General features: G+C 54.0%; 20 protein-coding genes. 14 read left to right on the top strand and 6 right to left on the bottom strand.

Annotated elements, in window-relative coordinates; translation table 11 throughout:
• Positions 1-164 precede the first annotated feature (164 nt).
• The 8 genes from BLO51_RS15385 (at position 165) to BLO51_RS15350 (ending at position 14119) form a co-directional block, all read left to right on the top strand.
• Positions 165-1604, top strand: coding sequence for an SWIM zinc finger family protein (locus BLO51_RS15385; protein ID WP_090673377.1), 1440 nt, complete (start codon positions 165-167; stop codon positions 1602-1604).
• Positions 1605-1620: 16 nt separating this feature from the next.
• Positions 1621-3444, top strand: coding sequence for a HEAT repeat domain-containing protein (locus BLO51_RS15380; protein ID WP_090673270.1), 1824 nt, complete (start codon positions 1621-1623; stop codon positions 3442-3444).
• A gap of 82 nt (positions 3445-3526) precedes the next feature.
• Entirely contained in the window at positions 3527-5335 is a 1809-nt protein-coding gene (locus BLO51_RS15375; protein WP_090673268.1) for a HEAT repeat domain-containing protein, read from the top strand.
• A complete protein-coding gene (locus BLO51_RS15370) occupies positions 5311-6402 on the top strand; it encodes an AAA family ATPase (protein WP_090673266.1) in 1092 nt (363 codons plus the stop codon). Before BLO51_RS15375 ends, BLO51_RS15370 begins: the two co-directional genes overlap by 25 nt.
• Complete coding sequence (locus BLO51_RS15365; RefSeq protein ID WP_090673264.1) at positions 6381-8774, top strand: DUF5682 family protein; 2394 nt, start codon at positions 6381-6383, stop codon at positions 8772-8774. The genes BLO51_RS15370 and BLO51_RS15365 overlap by 22 nt, the downstream gene beginning before the upstream one ends.
• A gap of 3 nt (positions 8775-8777) precedes the next feature.
• Positions 8778-9983 (top strand): VWA domain-containing protein, encoded by a 1206-nt coding sequence (locus tag BLO51_RS15360; RefSeq protein WP_090673262.1) that lies wholly within the window; start codon positions 8778-8780, stop codon positions 9981-9983.
• Positions 9984-10121: 138 nt separating this feature from the next.
• A complete protein-coding gene (locus BLO51_RS15355) occupies positions 10122-12095 on the top strand; it encodes a dihydroorotate dehydrogenase (protein ID WP_090673260.1) in 1974 nt (657 codons plus the stop codon).
• 116 nt (positions 12096-12211) lie between these two features.
• Complete coding sequence (locus tag BLO51_RS15350) at positions 12212-14119, top strand: APC family permease (RefSeq protein ID WP_090673258.1); 1908 nt, start codon at positions 12212-12214, stop codon at positions 14117-14119.
• A 380-nt stretch (positions 14120-14499) separates the two neighbouring features.
• On the opposite strand, the gene BLO51_RS15345 is transcribed toward BLO51_RS15350, so the two are convergent.
• Both BLO51_RS15345 and BLO51_RS30360 read right to left on the bottom strand, forming a co-directional pair.
• On the bottom strand, positions 14500-14805 hold the full coding sequence (locus tag BLO51_RS15345; RefSeq protein WP_090673256.1) for a hypothetical protein: 306 nt from the start codon (positions 14803-14805) through the stop codon (positions 14500-14502).
• 511 nt (positions 14806-15316) lie between these two features.
• The gene (locus BLO51_RS30360) at positions 15317-15499 is read right to left on the bottom strand and encodes a hypothetical protein (RefSeq protein ID WP_245719681.1); all 183 of its coding nucleotides are present in this window, start codon (positions 15497-15499) and stop codon (positions 15317-15319) included.
• Positions 15500-16430: 931 nt separating this feature from the next.
• On the opposite strand from BLO51_RS30360, the gene BLO51_RS15335 reads away from it, so the two are divergent.
• The 5 genes from BLO51_RS15335 to BLO51_RS15315 all read left to right on the top strand — a co-directional run bounded on the left by BLO51_RS15335 (position 16431) and on the right by BLO51_RS15315 (position 20655).
• Complete coding sequence (locus BLO51_RS15335) at positions 16431-17885, top strand: RtcB family protein (RefSeq protein ID WP_090673254.1); 1455 nt, start codon at positions 16431-16433, stop codon at positions 17883-17885.
• A gap of 38 nt (positions 17886-17923) precedes the next feature.
• Complete coding sequence (locus BLO51_RS15330; protein WP_090673252.1) at positions 17924-19243, top strand: AAA family ATPase; 1320 nt, start codon at positions 17924-17926, stop codon at positions 19241-19243.
• A gap of 79 nt (positions 19244-19322) precedes the next feature.
• On the top strand, positions 19323-19970 hold the full coding sequence (locus BLO51_RS15325; RefSeq protein ID WP_090673250.1) for a pyridoxamine 5'-phosphate oxidase family protein: 648 nt from the start codon (positions 19323-19325) through the stop codon (positions 19968-19970).
• The gene (locus tag BLO51_RS15320; protein WP_245719680.1) at positions 19958-20332 is read left to right on the top strand and encodes a hypothetical protein; all 375 of its coding nucleotides are present in this window, start codon (positions 19958-19960) and stop codon (positions 20330-20332) included. Before BLO51_RS15325 ends, BLO51_RS15320 begins: the two co-directional genes overlap by 13 nt.
• A complete protein-coding gene (locus BLO51_RS15315) occupies positions 20329-20655 on the top strand; it encodes a hypothetical protein (protein WP_090673248.1) in 327 nt (108 codons plus the stop codon). Before BLO51_RS15320 ends, BLO51_RS15315 begins: the two co-directional genes overlap by 4 nt.
• Before the next feature lie 328 nt (positions 20656-20983).
• Here BLO51_RS15315 and BLO51_RS15310 read toward each other — a convergent pair whose 3' ends face one another.
• The 4 genes from BLO51_RS15310 to BLO51_RS15300 all read right to left on the bottom strand — a co-directional run bounded on the left by BLO51_RS15310 (position 20984) and on the right by BLO51_RS15300 (position 23118).
• Entirely contained in the window at positions 20984-21421 is a 438-nt protein-coding gene (locus BLO51_RS15310; protein WP_245719679.1) for an AbrB/MazE/SpoVT family DNA-binding domain-containing protein, read from the bottom strand.
• Between the two features lie 35 nt (positions 21422-21456).
• Complete coding sequence (locus BLO51_RS15305) at positions 21457-21678, bottom strand: Spo0E family sporulation regulatory protein-aspartic acid phosphatase (RefSeq protein WP_090673246.1); 222 nt, start codon at positions 21676-21678, stop codon at positions 21457-21459.
• A 180-nt stretch (positions 21679-21858) separates the two neighbouring features.
• Positions 21859-21981: a hypothetical protein gene (locus BLO51_RS30830; protein WP_281180366.1), complete on the bottom strand. Its 123-nt coding sequence runs from the start codon at positions 21979-21981 to the stop codon at positions 21859-21861.
• A 36-nt stretch (positions 21982-22017) separates the two neighbouring features.
• Entirely contained in the window at positions 22018-23118 is a 1101-nt protein-coding gene (locus BLO51_RS15300; protein ID WP_090673244.1) for a tetratricopeptide repeat protein, read from the bottom strand.
• Positions 23119-23286: 168 nt separating this feature from the next.
• Between BLO51_RS15300 and BLO51_RS15295 the strand changes: the two genes are divergently transcribed.
• A partial coding sequence (locus BLO51_RS15295) for a transposase (protein WP_143006897.1) occupies positions 23287-23525 on the top strand: 239 nt, incomplete at its 3' end.

Genomic DNA, 23525 nt, shown 5'->3' with positions numbered 1-23525 from the left:
ATCCCCCACCTCAGCGCCATTAGCTCAGGTGGTGGGAGTGTTCAAGTTTGCAAGCCATCGACGTCGGAGAAATGTCATTTTTTTGACATTAAAAAAAAGGAAAAAGGAGCCTGCATGTGGAAAAAGGTTAAGATCACCATATTTTTACCAAGGAGCATACGATGATAGCCACAATGACAGAAGCTTATGTAGATTCCGTTGCGTTAAATGCCGCTGCGATTAAGAACGGCAGGGATCTGGTCAAGAAAAACAGCTTTCCGAAGCTGTGCCGGTCGGAGGACGAAACGCTCATTTTCGGGGAGTGCAAAGGGAGCGGCAAGGAGCCGTACCGGTGCTCCGTCGATTTCGTCAAGCCGGACAGCCCGGTATTTCGCTGCAGCTGCCCGAGCCGGCAATTTCCATGCAAGCATATTTTAGGCTTGATGTACGCCTACGTTCTCGGTAAAGAATTTCAGGTTGATGCGATTCCTCAGGACATCGCGGACAAGCGGGACAAGGTGGAGAAACGGGAAGAGAAGAAGAAGGAAGCGGCGGATGCCGGAGAAGAGAAGACCGTCAAGCGAAAGCCGAACAAATCGGCCTTGGCCAAGAAACGGGCCGCCCAGCTCGAAGGCATCGGCTTATTGGAAAAGCTGGTTCACCAGATTGTGCAGAACGGGCTGGCGGGACTCGATGCAAAAACGGCGAAGATGATGGAAGACCAAGCGAAGCAGCTTGGAAACTACTATATTCCCGGCGTTCAGGCGGCGTTTCGCGAGCTGCTTTTTATGCTGCGTACGTCCGAAGATCGTGAGCGCGTGTATACGGAAGCGATGGACCGCTTAATCGTATTGCAGTCTTTGGTTAAGAAAAGCAGGGACTATGTAACGGAAAGACAGCACAATCCCGAGCTTCCGCCCGACACGGAAAGCAGCTTGGAAGAACAGCTCGGGCATGCCTGGCAGCTGGCCGAGCTGCGCGAGCATGGATTGGCCCGGCCTCAGGCGGAATTGGCGCAGCTCACCTTCCGTTCGTATAAGGATGAGGCAAGAGGCGAGTACGTCGATGAAGGCTTCTGGATGGAGCTGCAGAGTGGAGATATTTTTGCGGTCCGCAGCTACCGACCGTTCCGGGCGGCGAAGCATTTGAAGGAAGAGGATTCGTTCTTCTCGGTCGTTTCCGCGAAGGAGTTGCTCGTATACCCGGGAGACTTGAATCCGCGGGCGCGGTGGGAGGACATGACGGTCCGCGATTTGAAGCCGGAGGACCAAGGGACAATCCGGAGTCATGCCCGGCGTTCGTATGTCGAGGCGGTCAAGACGGTCAAAAATCAATTGAAAAATCCACTGTCCGATAAACATCCGGTGATGCTGCTTCACTACGCCAAGCTTGGCCGGATCGGGGAGGACTACGTGCTGGAGGACGAGCAGGGCAAACGGATCGTTCTCGGCGATATTCCGGCGTTGGGCCAGTCGAGCACGCAGCTGCTGCCGCTGCTCAAGCACGGAGATACGCAGGACCAGGCTATGCTGGTTATGTTCGAGCACGATTTTGCGGAGGGAAGGCTGTTGGCTCAGCCGCTCGCTCTTGTGACATCAAGCGAAATCGTCAGGTTTATTTACTAAAACAAGGAGAGAATCCATGAGCTTACAGGTGCTTACCGATCTGCATCAAGAAGTACGCCGGTTGTATATCGCCGGCAGTTCCGTCGCCACGGGCGACCTGCGGCTAACCCGCTTGCTGCCTCAGCTGCGCAAGCTTGGAGAGAACGCGCCGGTGTTCAACCGGCTGGCCGATGCCGTAGAGCTCGTAACGGAAGCCAAGCCCGAGCAAGCCTCCGTCAAACTGTTGGAGCTCGGCACCCTGCTGCACTCCATTCTGTATACCCAAGGACGGACGGAGGCGCAGGGGACGCTGGAGGACGTTCAAGTGACGGATGCGCGCGGGGTAACAGCCGTCCCGTACCGGAAAATGAAGGCTCTCATCGAGGCTTTGACAGAACGCGGGCCCGGCCGCTTGGAAGTGATTCGCCAAGGGTACGAAGACTCGTTGTTTCAAGATTTTCGGACGCATATGCCCGCGGTCGCCGCTTTGGAAGACGGGTACGTGGAAATTGCCGAGTTTATACACGATGAAGTTATTCCGTCCATCGGGCCTGCGGTCATACCGGTACTACACCGGCAGTTGAACCTTCAGGGAGGCAAAGGGGATGCCCGCAAGCTGTCTTTGATCCATCGTCTGCAAGGGCCGGCGAATGCCGAGTTAATTCTGAAGGCGGCCGGCGAAGGCTCGACCGAAGTCCGCATAGCGGCCGTAGACATTCTCGGAGACTATCCCGAGATGGAGGAGGTCGTGCTGGAGAAGTCGTACGAGCGAAGAAAAGAAATACGCCGCGCCGCCTTGTCGGTTTTATCCCGGCTGGGGACCGGAAGGGCGGCCGACCGGTTGTTCGAGGCACTGATGGGCAAGGATCGCGAGGTTGCGGTGGCACCGATTCAAGGTTGCTTTCACCCTACGTTGACCCAGCGGATACTGGATCAAGCGGAAGTGTGGCTGGCTGATTTTGACGGAAGCTACGTGATGACGGAAGCGGTGGAGCAGTTGTCCGTGGCGATGCAATGCCTGAAAGGAAAGAACGACGAGGCGGTGCGCGTTTTTTTGGAAAAGCTGCTGTGCTCGCCTGCTTTTATGGTCAAAAAAACGACGGCCGTTCAACAATACGCGGCACAGCTTCTGCTCGATATGCAGCAGCCGGAAAGCTACCAGTTTGTGGAGTCGCTGTACCGGCGGTGGGGCGGAAAGCACATTTCGTACAGCTTTCAAGCGGCGCTTCACTGCTTGTCCCCGGAGGAGGTTTACGACAAGTTCGATCCTCTGATTCGCCGCGCCAAAGAGCAGGCGGTAGCCAAAGAGCTGCTGCGTACGCTGCACGATTTGACCAAGGATGAGGCACCGTATCTGACCGTGTATCGAGAAGCGGATGATTCGTCCGCGGTTTCGTGGGACCCCCGCTGGGTGCATTTGTTTGTGGACATCGACGAAGAAGAGCTGGTGTGCCAGTTCGTCCGGGAGCCGGACACGAAAGTCGTCGATTACTTGCTGAAAAAGGTGCGGGTGGCGCCGTCGCAGATGAAGTGGAGAACGCTCTCGCTGTTCTTTACCTTGTTCAAGATCGGGCACCAAGAAACCCCGGAGCTGCTTATGCAGGCGCTGGAAGCTTCGGTAGGCACGCGGGAGTTTTGGGACTTTTATTATTCGGGCAGGGAGGAAAAATTGGCGTTGATGTCGCTGCTTCCCGGCAGTTATGCCGAAAGGCTGGAGAAGTTTGCCCACCAGCTCGCTTACGAAAGCATGAAGCAGCAGGTGCTTGAATTGGCGGAGCGGCTTAAAACGAAAACGAGCGATGAATCGGAAACAGGCAAAGGAGCGGAATGGATCGAATGTATCAAAAGCAAAATGAATTGAGGCTGCCGGCGGGCTGGCAATTGTCGCCGCGGTCCGTGCTTACGTTTATTACCGGTAGACAAGTGGGCGGCGTGAACATCACATGAGCTTACAGGTGCTTACCGATCTGCATCAAGAAGTACGCCGATTATATATCGCCGGTAGTTCTGTCGCCACGGGCGACCTCCGGCTAAGCCGGTTGCTGCCTCAGCTGCGCAAGCTCGGAGAGAACGCGCCGGTGTTCAACCGGCTGGCCGATGCCGTGCAGCTCGTAACGGAAGCCAAGCCCGAGCAGGCCTCCGTCAAACTGCTGGAGCTCGGCACCCTATTGCACTCCATTCTGTATACCCAAGGACGGACGGAGGCGCAGGGGACGCTGGAGGACGTTCAAGTGACGGATACGCGCGGGGTAACAGCCGTCCCGTACCGGAAAATGAAGACTCTCATCGAGGCTTTGACAGAACGCGGGCCCGGCCGCTTGGAAGTGATTCGCCAAGGGTACGAAGACTCGTTGTTTCAAGATTTTCGGACGCATATACCCGCGGTCGCTGCTTTGGAAGACGGGTACACGGAAATTGCCGAGTTTATGCACGATGAAGTTATTCCGTCCATCGGGCCTGCGGTCGTACCGATACTATACCGGCAGTTGAACCTTCAGGGAGGCAAAGGGGACGCCCGCAAGCTGTCTTTGATCCATCGTCTGCAAGGGCCGACGATTGCCGGACTGATCCTGCAGGCGGCCGGCGAAGGCTCGGCCGAAGTCCGCATAGCGGCCGTGGACATTCTCGGGGACTACCCCGAGCTGGAGGACGTTGTGCTGGAGAAGTCGTACGAGCGGAAAAAAGAAATACGCCGCGCCGCCTTGTCGGCCTTATCCCGGCTGGGGACCGGGCGGGCAGCCGACCGGTTGTTCGAAGCGCTGATGGGTAAGGACCGCGAGCTTGCGGTGGCACCGATTCAGGCTTGCTTTCATCCTACGTTGACCCAGCGGATACTGGATCAAGCGGAAGCGTGGTTGAATGGTTTTGACGGAAGCTTCGTGAAGACGGAAGCGGTGGAGCAGCTGTCCGTGGCGGTGCAATGCCTGAAAGGAAAGAACGACGAGGCGGTGCGCGTCTTTTTGGAAAAGCTTGTGTCCTCGCCTGCTTTTATGGTCAAAGAAATGGCGCCCGAACAATCATATGCAATACGACTTCTGCTCGATATGAAGCGGCTGGAAAGCTACCGGTTTGTGGAGTCGCTGTACCGACGGTGGGGCGGAAAGTACATTTCGTACAGCTTTCAAGCGGCGCTTCACTGCTTGTCCCCGGAGGAGGTTTACGACAAGTTTGCTCCTCTGGTTCGCCGCGACAAGCAGCAGGCGCTGGCCAAAGAGCTACTGCATACGCTGCATTACGATCTGACCAAGGATCTGTATCTGACCGTGTATCGAGAAGCGGATGATTCGTCCGCGGTTTCGTGGGACCCCCGCTGGGTACATTTGTTTGTGGACATTAACGAAGAAGAGCTGGTGTGCCGGTTCGTCCGGGAGCCGGACACGAAGGTCGTCGATTACTTGCTGAAAAAGGTGCGGGTGGCGCCGCAGTTTATGAAGTCGAGAACGGTCTCACTGTTCATCGCCTTGTTCAAGATTGGGCACGAAGAAACCCCGGAGCTGCTGATGCAGGCGCTGGAAGCTTCGGAAGGCAAGCGGGAGTTTTATTATTCGGGTCTGGAAAAATTGGTGATGATGTCGCTGCTTCCCGGCAGCTATGCCGAAAGACTGGAGAAGTTCGCCCACCAGCTCGCTTACGAAAGCATGAAGCAGCAGGTGCTTGAAGTGGCGGAGCGGCTTAAAACGAAAACGAGCGATGAATCGGAAATAGGCAAAGGAGCGGAATGGATCGAATGGATCAAAAGCAAAATGTATTGAGGCAACCTGCGGAGCGGCTGTACGCCAAGGAACTGGAAGCGTTGAAGGATGCGGATCAAGATCCGAAGCCGGCGGGCTGGCAATTGTCGCCGCGGTCCGTGCTTACATTTATTACCGGGGGACAAGCAAGCGGCGTGAACATCACGCCCAAATATATTGGCCACACGCGGCTGGTAGAGATTGCTATCGCGACGCTGCTGACGGACCGGGCGCTGCTGCTGATCGGGGAGCCGGGAACGGCGAAATCGTGGCTCTCCGAGAATTTGACGGCCGCCATCCACGGCGACTCGTCCAAGGTTGTTCAGGGAACGGCCGGAACGAGCGAGGAGCATGTCCGCTATTCGTGGAACTATGCGATGCTCCTGGCGCACGGCCCGTCGGATGAAGCGCTGCTCAAGAGCCCGATTTACCGGGCGATGGAGGGCGGCGGGATCGCCCGTTTCGAGGAAATTTCCCGCTGCGCCTCTGAGGTGCAGGATGCGCTGATTTCCATTTTATCCGAAAAAACGATCTCCATCCCCGAGCTGGGCCGCGAGGTGTCGGCGACCAGAGGCTTCTCGATCATCGCAACGGCGAACACGCGGGACCGGGGCGTGAATGAAATGTCCGCCGCGCTCAAGCGCCGGTTCAACATTCTGGTGCTGCCGTCGCCGTCCGGTCTGGAAACGGAAGTTGAGATCGTGCGCAAACGCATCGGCGAAATTGCCGCCAACTACGAGCTGCAGGCGGCGCTGCCGGAGGAAGAAGCGGTGCGCAAGATCGTTACCATTTTCCGGGAGCTGCGCGCCGGGGTAACGTTGGACAGCAAGGAGAAGCTGAAATCGCCGAGCGGCGTCATCTCGACGGCGGAAGCGATCTCGCTTTTGACGAACAGCATGGCGCTTGCCGCCAGCTTCGGAAACGGCCGGATTCAAGAGGAGGATTTGGCTGCCGCTCTGCAAGGCGCGATTGTGAAGGATGAGGAGAAGGACCGTATTGCCTGGAAAGAATATTTGGAAAATGTGATGAAAAAGCGGGGATCGGAATGGCGGAGTCTGTACAGCGCATGCCGGGAGATGAACGATTGAGCACTAGTGACGGGAGAGTCCATGTGTTTGGCATCCGCCATTTGTCGCCGGCGGGCGCCTTTCATCTGCGGGCGTTTCTGGATGAAATCCGGCCGCAGGTCGTGCTGGTGGAAGGGCCTTCGGATGCGGGGGACTTGATCGGGCAGATCGCTTCCCGCGGCGTCGTGCCGCCCATCGCGATTCTTGCTTATACCGATCAGCTTCCGGTTCGTACGCTCGTATTCCCTTTGGCTTCGTATTCTCCCGAATACCAGGCTTTTCTATGGGCGGCGGAAAACGGGGTTCGCGCCGAGTTCATTGACCTTCCTTCCGATGCGGCGGTGACGCTGCAAGCGGCAAGACGCGCAAGCGCGGGCCTGAAGGAATCGGACCGGGAGGGTGAACAAACGGATCGCGAGGACGATCAAACGGGCCAGCAGGATGCGCTGGCGGAACGCAGAGCCTTTTACCGGCGGCAGAACGAGCTGTATGAGCGGGTTGCCGAGCTGGCCGGGGAGACGGATTACGACAGTTACTGGGAGCGGCATTTCGAGAATAGTCCGAGCAAAGAAGCGTATCGTCACGCCATCGAACGTTTCTCTGCGGAAATGCGCGAGCTGCTGGAGCAGGAAGAGCGGGCGCATGACCCGCGGGAAGCGTCCTATAACGCCGTGCGTGAAGCTTACATGCGGCGGCAGATCCGGCAAGCGCTGGACGCCGCCGGACCATCGGACCGCATCGTGGTCGTGACCGGGGCGCATCACGTCTCGGCGATGGATTTAACGCTGCCTGCGATGTCGGACGAGGAGCTGCGCAAGCTGCCTCGTTCGTCCACCAAGCTGACGTTGATGCCCTATTCGTACTACAAGCTGTCCGTTCAATCCGGCTACGGCGCGGGCAATCAGGCCCCGGCTTATTTCGAGCGGATGTGGGATTGCTTGAACCGGCAGGACGCGTCCAGACTGCCGTCGCTTTACTTGTCGCAAGTGGCCTTGTACCTACGGGAAAGCGGGACGCATCGCTCCACTGCTTCCGTCATCGAGGGGGTACGGCTGGCCGAATCGCTCGCCTCGCTGCGCGGGGGCAGCATGCCAACCTGGGGGGACTTGCGGGATGCGGCCGTTGTCTGTCTCGGGTTCGGGGACTTGGGCTCGGTGGCCGAGGCGCTGGCCCGCGCAGATATCGGCACGGCGATTGGCGCGTTGCCCGAGGGGGTCAGCCAGACGCCGATTCAGGACGATCTGAACCGGCATCTGAAGCGTCTGAAGCTGGAGAAGTATAAGTCTGCCGTCGCTACCGATCTGGAGCTGGATTTGCGGGAGAACCGGCGGGTTAAGAGCGAAGAGGCGGCGTTTCTCGATCTGCACCGGTCCGTCTTTTTGAACCGGCTTGCGCTGCTCGGCATCGATTTTGCTCGGCAGCAGCAGGTACGGCAGAACGCGGCGACCTGGGCGGAGCACTGGGTGATCCAGTGGAGCCCCGAGGTGGAGATCCAAGCGGTGGAATCGACGCTCAAAGGGGAAACGGTGGAGCTTGCCGCAGCGTTTGTGCTGCACGAGCGGCTCGAAGGGTGCGCCGATCTCTCGGAAGCTTCCCGGATCATCCGCTTGGCCTGCCAATGCGGACTTCCCGAGGCGATGGAAGAAGCGAGGCTCACCTTGCAGCGGCTGGCCGTCGATGCCGGAGACTTCGCGCAGATCGCCGCCGCGGCCAACGAATTATCGATATTGATCCGCTACGGCGATATTCGCAAGGTGGATACCTCGTCGTTCGTGCCGCTGCTTCAGCAGTTGTTTTTGCGGGGGACGCTGCTTCTTGTGGACGCGGCCGTGTGCAGCGATGAAGCGGCAGGCGGCATGGTGACCGGGATGAACGAGATGCATCGCATCTCGCAGGAGCATTCGGAAGAGGTGGACGACGAGCGGTGGCTTGCCGAGCTGTGGGCGCTGGCTTCCCGGGACGACCGGAATGCGAAGCTGTCCGGGTTTGCTTTTGCCATCTTGCTGGAGCGGAATTTGATCTCTGCCGAACAGTGCTCGCAGGAAGTATCGCGGCGGTTGTCGCCGGGAATTCCGGCGGAGCTTGGCGCGGGCTGGTTCGAAGGCGTGTCGATGCGGAACCGGTATGCGCTGCTGTCGCGCTCGGGGCTGTGGCAGCAGCTCGACGAATATATCGCGTCGCTGGAGGACGAGGCGTTCCTGCGTTCGCTGGTCTTTTTGCGCAGGGCGTTCGGCTCGTTCGAGCCCAGGGAGAAAGCGGCGATTGCCGAAACGCTGGGCGTGCTTTGGGGCCTCGACGGGCTGGGGGCTGCGGAGCAGCTGCAGGAGCCGCTAAGCGAAGACGAAAGAGGGAAGCTGGATGAACTTAACGATTTTGATTTCGGGGATTTGTAGACCATGACGGATCAAAATAAAGCGTTGCAACGATGGAGACTGATTCTGGGAGACGCATCCGAAGAAAAGCTCGCAGAGTACGCGCAAGGAGAGTGCTTGCTGGACAGTGAGGCGCAAATTCTAGACCAAGCACTGGCAGCCATCTACGACGGCACCGGGGGTACAGGGCTGGAATCCGACGCCTCCTCGGGGCCGCGCTCCGCAGGGCTGGGCCCTTCTTCGCCCAAGGTGGCGAAATGGCTTGCGGATATCCGCACCTTTTTCCCTTCGGACATCGTCTCGGTTATTCAAGCCGACGCCATCGAGCGCAAAGGGCTGACGCAGCTGCTTTTCGAACCGGAATCGCTGGCGCAGGTGAAGCCGGATATTCGCATGGTCGCGACGCTCATGGCGCTGCGCGGCAAAATTCCCGAGAAGACGAAGGACACGGCCCGGCAGCTCGTAAAAGCCGTGGTGGAGGAAATTTCCAAGAAGCTGGAGCACGAGATCCGTCAGGCGGTCACTGGCGCTTTAAACCGCAGGAAGCATTCGCCGCTTCCGTCCTTATCCGGGATGGATTGGAAAAAGACCATCCGCGCCAATCTGAAGCACTACGATACGGAAACGAAACGGCTGATCCCGGAGCGGTTCTATTTCTTCGACCGTGCGCGCAGAAGCAAAGAATGGACGGTTATTCTGGATATCGACCAGAGCGGATCGATGGCCGATTCCGTCATTTACGCCTCCGTGGTCGGCTCGATCTTCGCCAGCCTGCCGGCGCTTGACACCCGTGTCGTCGTGTTCGATACGGAGGTCGTCGATTTGACGGAGCAGTGCGCGGACGACCCCGTCGATATGCTGTTCGGCATTCAGCTCGGAGGTGGGACGGACATCAATAAGTCGGTTGCCTACTGCGAGCAGTTCATCACGGAGCCAAAGAAGACGCTGTTTATTGTGATCTCCGACTTGTACGAGGGTGGGAACCGGTCCGCGTTGATCCGCCGGATGAGAGAAATGCGGCAGGCGGGCGTGCAGGTGCTTTGCTTGCTGGCTCTATCGGACAGCGGCGTTCCGTCGTATGACGAGCATGTCGCTAAGACGCTTGCGCAGTTTGGCATCCCGTGCTTCGGCTGCACGCCGGATCTGCTTCCCGAGTTGATCGAAGGCGCGTTGCAGGGACGGGATTTGCAGGAGCTCGCCGCGAAGGCAGGGAAGGATGCGAAGAAGTAGGCCGTACGACGGTTGAGGCAAAAGGTTAAGGGTAGCGGTCGGGCAGCGGATGTTTGCACTCGGCCGCTTTTTTTATGCTCGATTGGTGGCGCGTGATACAATGGCACCATATGGATATTGGAGTACGGGAGTGAGAGGATGCCGGATTGGTCGTATCAGACGTTGTTTCGTCCGTTATTGTTCGGACTGCCCGCCGAGACGGCGAGAGATTTCACGTTGGGAGCCATGGGCCTGCTCAGCAGATTGCCTGGGGGGACGCTGGTCATCAAGACGCTGGGGCATATGGAGTCGCATCCGATTCTGGAAAGCGAAGCGTGCGGGGGGCTGCGCCTGAAATATCCCGTCGGCCTCAGCGGCGGACTGGATGTTCACGGCACGGCGCATCGGGCACTGGCTCAATTCGGGTTCGGATTTATCGAGATCGGTCCGGTGACGGTCCGGGAGGTAACGGACGACCGCCCGATTCGAAGGGAGGTGTCCGGCGAAGCGCTGCTCTATCCGAACATCGGCGCGAACGAAGGGCTGGAAAAGCTCGTCCGGCGCATGCAGCGCAAGCAGGGGCACCGGCTGCCGCTGATGTTCCGGCTGCGGCCGATGCCGGGCGCATCGCCGGAACAGGCGCAGGTGGAGGTGCGGCGGATGATGGAACAGCTCGCCCCATGGGCCGCCGCGTTCTATATCGACAGCGTCGATACGGGCTGGTCGCTGGAAGCAACCGCAGCGTATCTGAGCGCGGTCCGGCAGGCGTCCCGGGAGGTAGTCCCGGGGAAGCCGCTGCTGCTGTATGTGGCGCCGGACGATCCGGCGGAACGGCTGCAAGCGCTGCTCGGCCGGATCGACGCGGCGGCATGGGAGGGCATCGTCGTGGGCGATGCCGTGCGGACGCCCGAGGGCTTCGTCATCGGGCGGGAGGCCCTTGCGCCGGGCGTGGAACGGGTGAAGCAGCTTCGGCAGCTTGCCGGGCCGGAGCTGACGATCATTTTGGCCGGGGGCATCCACGAGCCCCGGGACGCGCTGCTGGCGGTGGAAGCGGGAGCGGATTGCGTGCAGCTTCACAGCGGACTTGTCTATTCCGGGCCGGGGCTGCCGAAGCGGATCAACGAGGCGTTCATCTACGAGAAGGTGCGGGAAACGGAGAGTCCGCCGGAAGCACCCTTTTGGCAGGATTGGGGCTGGATGTGCCTGCTTGGCATCGGCATGGTCATCGGCGGCATTTTGGCCTGGATCATCGCGGCGACGACGGTCATGCTGCCGTACGATGTGTTGTTTCTCGGCATGGATCAGACGATGCTCGGACAGGCGAACCGCTGGCTGCTTGGCTTTATGTCGCACGACCGGGTAACGCTGGCGGGAACAATGATCTCTATCGGCATCTTGTATTACCAATTGGCCCGGCACGGGCTGAGAAAAGGGCTGCATTGGACGAAAACGGCTTTGATGACCTCGGGTCTGGTCGGCTTCAGCAGCTTTTTCCTGTACCTCGGGTACGGGTATTTCGACCCGCTGCATGCGCTGGCGGGGGCGGTGCTGCTGCCGATGTTCATCCTGTCCATGCGGGCGCGGGCCGACCGGCCTTCGTACGATCCGCCGAATCTGGCGAACGACCGGATCTGGTGGCGCGCCCAATGGGGCCAGCTTCTGTTCGTCACGCTCGGCTTCGCGCTTGCCGTCGGCGGCGTCGTGATCGCAGGCATCGGAATCACCTTCGTCTTCGTCCCGACGGACCTTGCTTATCTATGCGCTTCGGCGGAAATGCTCGCGGACATCAACGAGCGCTTGATCCCGCTGATCGCGCACGACCGGGCGGGCTTCGGAGGCGCTCTGTTCTCGAACGCCCTCGCCGTGCTGATCATCGCTTTGTGGGGGATCGGCCAAGGCCAGCGCTGGGTCTGGTGGACGCTGCTGCTTGGCGGATTTCCCGGCTTTCTGGCGGGCCTTAGCGTGCATTTTCAAATCGGCTACACCGATTTCATTCATCTGCTTCCCGCATATTTCGCTTTCCTGCTGTATGTCGGCGGTTTGATTCTGCTGTATCCGTATCTGATGCAGCGGCCCGTGCGAAGCGGACCGCCGTTGGAAGCCACGTTGACCCAAGGCATCGTTCCTAAATGAGGACGATGTCTTTTTTTGCTGCCGCCCGAAGGGAAACATGGTTTTGTAGTAAAAAAATGGCGAACGGGGAAAATAGACGAGGCAGTGGAAATCATTCGCACAAAAGGTGGGGTAGCATGATTCATCATACTCTGGCCATCGAAGCCGTCATTATCGCCATTGTGATCGTAACCATGTGGTATGCCGTCTTGAACTTCATCAGCATCAAACGGATCATTATCGGCCGCCCTATGCGCCTGAAGGAGCTGCACGCTCAACATAACAAGCTGTTCTGGATCATGGCGCTGCCGATCCTTTCCGCAGATTTATATTCATCCGTTTCGTACGGCCCGGAATCCGGAATCACGGAGCTCATCGGACTCGGACCGGATGCCAAATGGATCATTCTCCCGATTACGGCCTCGACGGTCGTTTTGCTCGCGATTTTGATTGTCTCCTATATTATGGGGGTTCTCGCTTATCCCAACGGAGGCGGCGCATACGCGATTGCGAAGGACAATTTTAAAAGGCCGCTGCCTTCTCTCGTAGCCTCCGCCTCTTTGCTGGTCGATTACATTTTGACCGTTGCCGTTTCCGTCTCCGCGGCCGTCCAAGCCGTGGCCTCGGCGTATCCCGCCATCGGGCCTTATAAGACGGCGCTTGCCGTTTTATGCGTGGTCGTGCTTCTGTTGGTGAATTTGCGGGGAGTGGCGGAATCCGCGACGATTTTCGCCTGGCCGACGTTCTTTTTTATGGGATGTATGGTGTGGTTAATTGCCGCCGGGTTTCTTGACGAATTCCGCCACGGCTTTGTCCAGCCCCAGACGCCGAGCTTCGGTACCGTTCCCCAAGGGCTGACGTTGCTGCTGGTGCTCAAAGCGTTCAGTTCCGCTTGCTCCGCCTTGACGGGGATCGAAACCATTTCCAATGCGGTGCCGATCTTCCGCGACCCTAAACAAAGAAGCGCCGTCAAAACGTACCTGGCCTTGGGGGCGATCACGGGAGTTACGCTGCTTGGCTTTGCGTACCATCTGTATGTGAAGGGGATTACGGTTGACCCCGCCAATACGATGCTGTCGCAGCTTGCCCAAAGCTATTTTGGAAAAGGACCGCTGTACCAAATCATCATTTGGTCGACGTTTATCGTCCTGATTCTGGCTGCGAATTCCACGTTTACGGGATTTCCGCAGCTGTCGGCGCTTGTGGCGAGCGACGGCTTTTTGCCCCGAGCGCTGACGAACCGCGGAGATCGGCTGGGCTACTCGAACGGCATTATTTTACTGGCTGGGGTCGCCATTATTTTGATCGAAATCTTTCATGCGCAGACCAACGCCTTGATTCCTCTGTACGCCATCGGGGTATTTCTTTCGTTTACGATTGCGCAAATCGGTCTTTGTATGCGCTGGAAGAAGGTCAAAGGGCGGCTGTGGAAAACAAAGCTTGCGGTCAACGGGGTCGGGGCGGTCGTTACCGCGATTGTTGCTATGATTTTCGCCATTACGAAGTTTGTGGACGGGGCTTGGATCGTGTTAATCGTGCTCCCTGTCATCATTTTGTTTTCCGTCGCGGTTCGCCGTCATTACAACCAAGTCGCCGAGGAGCTGCGAATCGATCCTTCCCGGATGAAGCCGGAAGCTCACCGCGTGCGGACGATCGTACTGGTTTCCGGCGTACACCGCGTCGTGTACCACACCGTTTGTTTCGCCAAAAGCTTGAACACCGATGTTATTGCGCTGTTCGTCGGTTTCGACGAGGACTCCATCGAGAAGATGAAGAAAAAATGGGAGGAGTGGGGCAATCCCTTCCCATTGGTGACGCTCCGGGGAGAGTTTCGCTCCCTGTTGTCTCCGATTTCCCAATATATCGGCATGCTGGAGGAACGGGAAAGACACTCGGACCGTATTCATTTGATCCTGCCCCAGTTTATTCCCAGACGGTGGTGGCACAACATGCTGCACAATCAAAGCGCGCTGCTTCTCCGTTCCTGGTTTTTTAGGCACAAAGACGTTGTCATTACGACGGTGCCGTATCATTTACGAAAGTAGCTTCGTGGCGATGGGACGGAAAATGGAGGCATGCAATATATTTCAACCATCCTTTGACTTAATATTTACTATCTGTGTCACAATGAGAGCTTGATTTGTTTCTTTATTAAAGTAACAAATTGTTAAAGTTTTCGCTATCTCACTAAAAGGCAGCGGCGCCGATGAACAGACACGAGTGCTAGTACCGCGGGAGCCAACGCAGACTACCGACGGGAAAGACCGATCAAGGGGTAGTTCCAGTGTAGCTGTCATCACCCGCAAACACATGGATTAAAATGGGGAATATCAGCCTTGGTTGTCTTCGTCGTCAATGATACTGTGACAAACAGCGGGGATGCCAATTTATGACAATGAGTTCGCCTTTGGTAAGAAAAAACCGCTTATTCTTTTTTTGTATTCCGGAGAACAACAAGAAAATTAACTACCGACATTATCACTACTACTATAAACATATCAAAGGAAACAGGATCGCCACCGATTGCTAATTCATCAGAAAGAATACCTATTTGATACGTTAAAAAAGCGGATACTGCTGAACAAATAAATGAGATACTGAATATTGCATATCCATTAATTGGTTTATGGTGTTTTATCTGGGATATGATGTTTATCAATGAAATGGCTTGAATAATGATAAAGAAAATATATATTGGTCTAAAATTAGTAAAGATAACAACACTGTCCATAATTCTCCTCCTCCTCCCATTATTACTTAATTATTGTATCATAATGTTAATTAAATAAAAAACCGATGGAACTCCCCCTTAAAAGAGAAGTTCCATCATACCATATATATTATGGGAGCCTCTCTAACCCACTTTACTTCTTATTCAGGGTTACAAGCGGCTCTTACAGTATCTGCATAACTAACATCTGCCTGAATCCGTGATCTTAGCTTCTTGATAATACGAGAAAAATAAAGGAAATGGCTGATCTGATGGAGAAAAAGTAGGATATCTACTACTATTTCTACTTCACCATCGAGGTGCGCCGATGAAAATCCAATTCGTAAGATCCAAAGAGCTTATTCTAACCACTCACGCAGGGCTGGTTACAGTCGGTGCCCTGCTTGCTCATACCCAATTGACGAAACGATTAAATCATTCCGTCATTAAGGACATTGAAAACCCGTTTCACTCTCACTCTGATGTGATGAAAAGCTATCTTGGCTTGCTCTGAACGCCAAGAGCGGCGTGGCTAGCCATCGCGAAAACAAAAGGAATCGCATGCGAGCAGCGGGAAGGCCAAACGGAATACGTCGGCGCGATTGAATTTGCACAAAAAGGATTTGACAGTAAGCTGCGTCAAGTGTTTCGTGTCATTGAACGAACGATGGACCGCGGCGGTCAACTCTTTCTCCTTCCGGAGATCCAGGTACATGTATACTGGACATCGCTTCGATGCGCACCTTGGCGGGTGATCGAACTGTACCGCGACCATGGCACAAGCGAACAATTTCACAGTGAAATCAAAACCGATTTGGATCTGGAGCGTCTTCCTGCCGGTAAATTTAACACCAACGATTTGGTGCTCCATGCGGGAATGTTCGCATACAATCTCCTTCGCATTATGGGGCAGGAAAGCCTGCGAAAGGATGATTCGCCGATCCGGCAAAAACTCATATACAGGGTTAAGGCCCCACAGTCGTGTTGAGGATGGGACTTACTGTCAATGCCTTATTTCAACCACAAACCAATACAGGGATCAAGGCCCACAGCATGATCACGGATTCAGGATATAAGTTTAACCAAAAATTGGGTAATCATGGTAAGGGAAATCATACCTTCTTGTCGAATAAGTAATGAAACATGAACAGTCAGGCAGGGAATGTGGCACAAGGAGTAACGATCAAAACTTCGGACTCCTCGAAGTCCCCTGCCTCTGCCGCAAGCGGCATGTCCCACGTGCCCGGTGCTGCTCTTATTTTTTTGGTTGACAAAGTTTCCCTTCCGCGTGTATGATAACCATATCTTAAATGGAGAAAGGAGGCCGATTCACATGATCTGTTATAGTATTTTGTTGTTCCATCATTTGAGCGACAATCACATACCGGAATTCGTTCCATCGGCCTCTACGGGCCCGACGTAAGCGAAAGCAACCCCGGCACGTTCAATTTCATGTACGTTCCGGCAGGTTCCTTCGTTTACATCAAAACAAACGGCATGAAGAGTAGCGCAGTGAGCTGTGAGCTTGCTCCATGCTTTTGTACGCATATACGCGTGACATGACGACCGTAGGCTTATGGCTTACGGTCTTTTTGCATTCATTTTTACCAGAATAATAGAAACAGGAAGGAAGTTTGTCATCATTTATGTTTACTTTCAACGAGCAACAATACGATCAACAACGAAACGAAAAATATTACCGCAAGGTGCAGCTGCCGGCGGGCGATCTGCACGTCTTTGCCGGAGACCGGCTGTTCGAAGCGCTGGATTACAAAGTGTTCGACATGGCCAATAACAATCTGCAAATTCCAAACCGGCTCTACATGAGCTACACGCCGGACGTGCACGTGGGCGTCGGTACGTGTATCGGCACGACGGCGGTGTGGGAAGCTGCGAACGGCTACGTTTCCCCATCGATTGTCGGCAGCGATATCGGCTGCGGGATGCGCGTTCACCTGACGAATCTGCACCGGGACGATCTGCAGGAGGTAAAGCTGCGGCGCAAGCTGGTTAAGGCAATCGAGAAGGTATTACCTTCCGAAGAGCATGCCCGCGGGCATTTCTCGGATATCCGGCTGGAGCATGTGCTGCGCAAAGGGCTGCACGGTCTCCCCAAAAAGTACATCCCGGACGGCTACACCCCGAAAAAAGCTACGTCGCTCACGCATGTGGAGAACAGCAAGTTCGCTTTTGACGAGTCCCACTTGGATCGTCTGCCTGAGATGTACTGGCACCGGTCGCACCGACAGCTTGGGACGCTCGGGAGCGGGAATCATTTTGCCGAAATTCAGGCGATTGAGATTCACGAGGACAACCGCGATATTGCCGAAAAATGGGGACTGCGCGACGGTCAGATTATCGTCATGATCCACTCCGGCTCGCGGGCTTGGGGCGGCGCGGTCAACCAGTACGGCGGCTCCGAGATCGGCAAATGGATGCGCCGCACGGGGACGGGAACGGCCGATCCGCGGCTGATTTTTGCCCCGCTGGACAGCGAAGCGGCTGCGGCTTACGTCCATCTGATGTATTCCGCGCTGAACTATGCCGTCACGAACCGGCACCTGATCGCTTACGCCATCCGGGAAGCGTTCCGGGACGTCTTCGGTTCGAAGTTCGAAATGACGACGCTGTACGATCTGATGCACAATTACGCTTGGGAAGAAACGCACAACGGCACATCTTTATTCGTGCACCGCAAAGGGGCGACGCGGGCGCTGCCGGCGCAGCATCCGGACAATCCGGAGTCGTATCTGGCGACCGGTCATCCGGCCCTGATCCCCGGGTCTATGGGCACCTCATCGTATTTGATGGTCGGTCAGCCTGGCGGTGAGCACAACTATTACTCGATCTGCCACGGAGCCGGCCGGATTCGCTCACGCAGCGCGACGAAGCGGCTTGTGACCGTTGATCAGTTCGAATCATCGCTGCGCGTCGGGACGGCGGACGAAATCGTCGTGAACCAGCGCATGCTGGAGTCGATCATCGACGAATCGCCGCAGGCGTACAAGGACGTCGATCAGATTATCGATAGCGTAGTCGGAGCCGGACTCGCGTCCGTCGTCGCCAAATGCAAACCGCTGGCTAGCATCAAGGGCATCTAAATCGAAACATAATAAAGAAATGAGGAAATACATCTACTATGAGTTCTCTTATTAAAATAAATGAAAAAGCAAACCATCCGCAGCCGATCGTTACCGCTTCCGGTGACGGCATACCGGGAGTCGAGGTCGTCCAATACAGCGATTACGCCTTCGTCATTCAGTCGATCCAAGCCCGGCTGGAAAGTCAATACCGGGCACGTTTTCAGCTTTATGTTCAAGAGGATTTCGGGCAAGATATTTGGGATCAATTGGAGAGAGACATACAGGCGGCCAATCCCGAGGTTGAGCGGCTTTGCGCCGTCTTCGATACGGTGGAGGCCCGCACTTTCACCTTCGGAGATGCGATGAAAAGTGAAGGACCGCGCATGTTCCCGTCGCTGCGCAACAATATTTTCGTCTACCCGCGTTTTCGGGTTGCCATGGCGCGAGTGCCAATGTTCCGGCATCATGGAATTTCCAACGAGGATTTTATATGGGCCGAAACCGACGCGGGCTTGGCCGAGTTCCTGACCGATATGTCCCGCCGACAGCGGCAGTCCGACCGGGAGCAGGTGACTGTATTCAAGGATACTCGCGATGGGCTGGACCGCGAACGCGAATCCTTGACCCGCGGGGTAAAGCGCGACGAAGTGGTGATGAACGAAGGCGTGAAAACGGAAATTTACCGTTCCATCGACGAGTTTTTTGCACAGGACCGCCACTTTTTCCAAACGTACGGCCTCCCCTACAAGCGGGGCATTCTGCTGTACGGCAAGCCGGGCAACGGCAAAACGACCTTGGTCAAATCGATCGCGGGTAGCGTGGACGCGCCGGTCGCTTATTGGCACATTACCGAGTACACGACAAGCGACTCGATCCAGGAGGTGTTCGAAGCGGCTGTCCGCATGGCCCCGATGGTGCTCGTGATCGAAGATATCGATTCCATGCCGGAGTCGGCGCGGTCGTATTTTCTGAACACGCTCGACGGGGCGACCTCGAAGGAGGGCATTTTCCTGATCGGGACGACGAACTATCCGGAGAAAATCGACCCGGCGCTGATGAACCGGGCGGGCCGTTTCGACCGGGCATACGAAATCAAACTGCCGGATGAAGAGCAGCGCCGCAGCTATCTGCTGCTGAAGCGGCTGCACGAGCTTCTCGACGACGAAGCGATGGCGGTGGCGGCGAGAGCGACAGAAGGGTTCACCTTCGCGCAGCTTGGCGAGCTGTATGTGTCGGCGGCGCTGCGCAAGCATTACGAGCATACCGTCGATGTGGAGCAGCTTGTGCGCGAGATGAATGTGGAGCTTGGCAAAGGCCGCACCCAGCTGTGGCATTCCGATGAAAAAGCGTCCAGGGTCGGATTTACGACCGGCTGAGGATCACCGTGAAAGGTTCACCCTGACTTGCTGGAACGTGTTGCAATGGCTTGCATTTCTGGAAACGAGGTGGAGCGGTATGGAGCATGTATTTCGGGAACGGATCACAACGGAAGAGCAGTTGGAAGCCTTGCGTCCGGTCTTGGGAGGAGCACCGAGCAAGCTGGTGATGGACAAAGTTATCCACGCGCTTGACGCTCACGGCAAAGCGTTTATTGCCAAAGCGCCGTTTATCGCTGTCGCGACGGCCGACGCCGAGGGACATTGCGACGTCTCGCCGCGCGGCGATGCGCCGGGGTTCGTGCATGTGCTGGACGACCGGCATTTGTTCATCCCGGAGCGCCTCGGCAACCGCAGGATGGACACCATTCATAACATTATCGCGAATCCGCACATCGGCCTGATTTTCATCATCCCCGGTTTGGAAGAAACGTTCCGCGTGAACGGCAAAGCCTGTGTTACCCGCGACCCGGAACTGCTTAAGCTGACCGCCGTAAACGGACGGGAGCCGCTGATTGGCATCGGCGTCGAGGTGGAGGAGTGCTTTATGCACTGTGCCAAAGCGTTCAAGCGGTCCGGGCTGTGGAAGCCGGACTCCTGGCTGCCGGAGGGCGACCGGCCTTCTCCTGCACAGATGCTCGCCGCTCATGTCAAGGGCAAAATAGAGCTTACGGCGGATCAAGTGGATCAAATGCTAGAGGAGAGCTACACGAAGTGGTTGTATTAATTGGAAGTTTGAGTTACAAAAAGGCTGCCGGAGATAGGCCTTTTTACAAACCGTTCGGGAAAGACACGAAAAAGATTACGGTAAACGATTTTTTGTTTCATTGTGTGATTAATCAATTTCCCCGCAATGAAGATGTCGGCTTTAGAGTGTATTCATCGAAAACTTCTTTTTTTGAAGTGCGGTTTTCGTGGAAGGGCACATGGGACATCAACCCGCATCGGCCGCATACGTGCGCCAGCTTGATTCAATATGCCATTGAGCAGGGATGGGACTTTAGTCAAGAGAAGCAAACGATGAAAATCGAACAAGGCGATTTTCTTATCGATGAATTAGGGTTAGGTGAACGGAGGGGAACCAGGTGACATTAAGAAACAAAGGCTCCAGGAAAATCGTTGTAGGAAATGATCCATACCGCTGGGTCATCTCCACAGCTTCAAAAGGATATATTGTGCTCATGGCGGAACACAAGCAGGAAAAAGGGCGGAAGCTTCGTATATATATTGAATCGGACATCAATGATTATTGGGTGGAGTATCCTTATACTGATAGCTTGAATTTAAAGGTCGTAACGCCGAAGGAAGTGGCGACGATTATTTCTCAAGCCATCGAACAAGGATGGAATCCAAAAGAGAAGGGTCCGCCGATGATTTTCGATTGGAGTGGAGATGTATTGGGTGGAAGGTAGGGAGCTTTTATCTAGAAGTCCTGCCCCGCTTAAAACGGTGGCAGGGACTTCTTTGGATTTAAAAAAGAGGCTCGATACCAAACGTAGTGCTTGAAAGCTACGATTGATTATGCTGGTTAGAAATAGAAAAACATCTGTACATTCCGTAAGATGGTTGTGCGACCAATCCACCAGAGGGAATGACAGATGCACAATCAGTATACCGTAGAGCATTGGAATCCCCGCTAACTTAAAGGTTGCGGGGTTAATCTTTTTACGCGATTTTATACTCTATTATGATGCCTGAGCAACTGACTGACCCTGGATGGTGAGACACCTATCATTTCGGCTAATTTTTTTGCGAAGCTACCGGGTTTTCCTGCATCACTTTATGCAAACGATTCAAGGTTGTATCTTTGCCGTCTTTCACTTTTTTGTTTGATGGAAGAGTTTTATTATCCTCGTCAGGTCGCGCGCGTTCCAAACGTTCGAGGAAGACTTGAAGGGGCGGGAGGCTTTGGATACACGGGATGCAAATATAAAATCTTTTGAAATTCAGGATTTGCTCCGGGTTGGAGCAGAATAAGCATTCTTTCGCACGATATTTGCAAACCATAATCGCTTTTCTCTCGTCGTCAAAGAAATACTCAGTAAGAGTATTATGATTTAAATTCAAAACACGCCTGACCTCCGTAGGAATCACGATTCTCCCGAAATCGTCTACCACTCTAACAATCCCCGTCTTACTGCCAATACGCAACACCCTCACCTCTAATTGATATTCCATGAATATGAGTTATCATGCTACCCCGGAACGTTACGTTAACGGTTTAACCTCATTTTCCGAGTTTGCGCTATAACAACATATCCGTCTAATTGTTGACTCAGTTGGACGATATATTCGCTCGTTAAGCTTGCGCCTTGCCGTACTGCCTCTTCCATTTGGCTCTGAATGTTTTTCATGGAATTGTGTAATGCTCCATCATCTAAATGATCTAGTCCTAGGGTTGCGCAAGCCTCCTTTCTATTCGCTAACATGGTCATATGGAACTCTCCTTTTTTAACCAGTGTAATTTTGTCACTTCACAAATCAACTGTATTATACATCCCACAAAAACCTTATAATTCCATTTTGTGCAACGATTGTTTTGGGAAATAAAAAAACAGGCATATAATCACCTGTTCACAAAGACCTTCATATTTCATTTTCGTATGACAAAATAATTAATGCCCTCCATCAATATCATTGTACAAAATTTTTTGGCCCGGATTTGCATCTGGCGAAACAACAAACATAGTTCCAATCACAGCCAAAGATAAAGCCATCAGCAAGATGAATTTCTTCACTGACTTCGCCTCCGATCAAATGGTTTATTTACCTTATTATTCATATGCCTCCTTCAACTTCATTATATGCTTTAGTTCCAAGGATTTCGACAGTTTTATGTGATATGTTAACAATTCCTGCAAGCAGTCGTCTTTCTCTTTCATAGCGCTGACACTCCCGAACGCCTTTAAACCTTTAACATAGTTTTCTATTCCATCGTCAAGCAAACCTTTACTAAGCTGATAGAAGCCTTTAAATCTATGGAACCTTCCAATAGTAATGTATTTATGTGGTGTTTGTGGATGCTCAGGTAATAATTCTTCCCCCTTCTCCAATATTTCAGCAATTGATTCAAGATCCCCTAATTGAAAATAGATCTCCAGAAGTTCGTCAGCAATATGTAAGCTATATTCCTTCCCTAGTTCCCCTAAATATTTCCGAAGCATGGGTATTGCTACATCATATTCTTTTTTTCTCGCTTTTGTTAAGGCCCGAGTAGCCTTGGCAGGTACGACAACAAAATCATTCCTCATCTTTTCAAATATGTTTAGATGTCTTTCAACCGCATTGTAGTCTTTTAATTGCGAAAATGAATTTATCATCATCAGATATGCTCTTGCCTTTAGTTCCGTATCTTCTGTCTCTAAAGGGAGACCCAACTCACAAAGTTCAATACATTCATTGTATTTATTTATGTTTTTCGCATGCAAAGCCATTCTAAAGTAAAAAGTAATTTTCTCTTCGCGTGATAAAAAGTCGGTATAATGAAGAACTTCTTGTCCCATCCGAAACGATTCTTCCAGTTGCTTCAAATCGTTCCTTTCAATCAAATATTTTTGCAGCAACCCTTTGGCTACGTAATGTGGCACTCCGCGTTTTCTAGAATACTTAATGATTAACGTATAGAGTGTTACTTTCAGCGAATCATCGTGTAATGTTTTAGTAAAGCTGAACAATCGTTGAAGCGATTCTTCGGTCTCGATAGTGGGCAATTCCAATATGCGCACCGCCACTTTCGGAACTAACAATAAGCGCTCTTCACAGGTAGTCACCTCTTCGAGCACTTCAATCAAAGTATTGATCCGGTTTTCTTCTTCAAGATAACATTCCATAATCTCGGAATAGTGTTCAGGTAAAGCTATGGATATAGCTTTCAAGTTCTTAAATTCCAGCCGCTTCGTTTTCCCACGCTCTATTCGATTTAGTACACTTTTGCTTACACCCGTTAATTCCTCTAGGGCGTGTCTGAAAACTATCTATTGCTTCAAAGAAGAAACCGAAGCATAATTTTACAGGGACGAGATCACGAGGAGGCCTGTAAAATTATGCTACGACGCCACGAAATCAAGGACCAGGATTGGGAACGGATCCAAGGTCTATTGCCACCCGAAAATACAGGCGAAGGCAGACCCTCGAAGCCCAATCGAGTCATGCTGAATGGAATGCTTTGGAAAGTAAAAACAGGGGCTCCTTGGCGTGATTGGCCGGAACGTTTTGGTCCTTGGAAAACCGTGTATTCCCGTTTTCGTTTGTGGAGCAAAGATGACCTCTTTCAAAAGATATT

Origin of the sequence: Paenibacillus tianmuensis, from assembly GCF_900100345.1 — a bacterium.
GTDB classification, from domain to species: Bacteria; Bacillota; Bacilli; order Paenibacillales; family NBRC-103111; genus Paenibacillus_G; species Paenibacillus_G tianmuensis.
The sequence above is the reverse complement of the archived record's forward strand: the minus strand, read 5'-3'. Positions and strand labels throughout refer to the sequence as shown.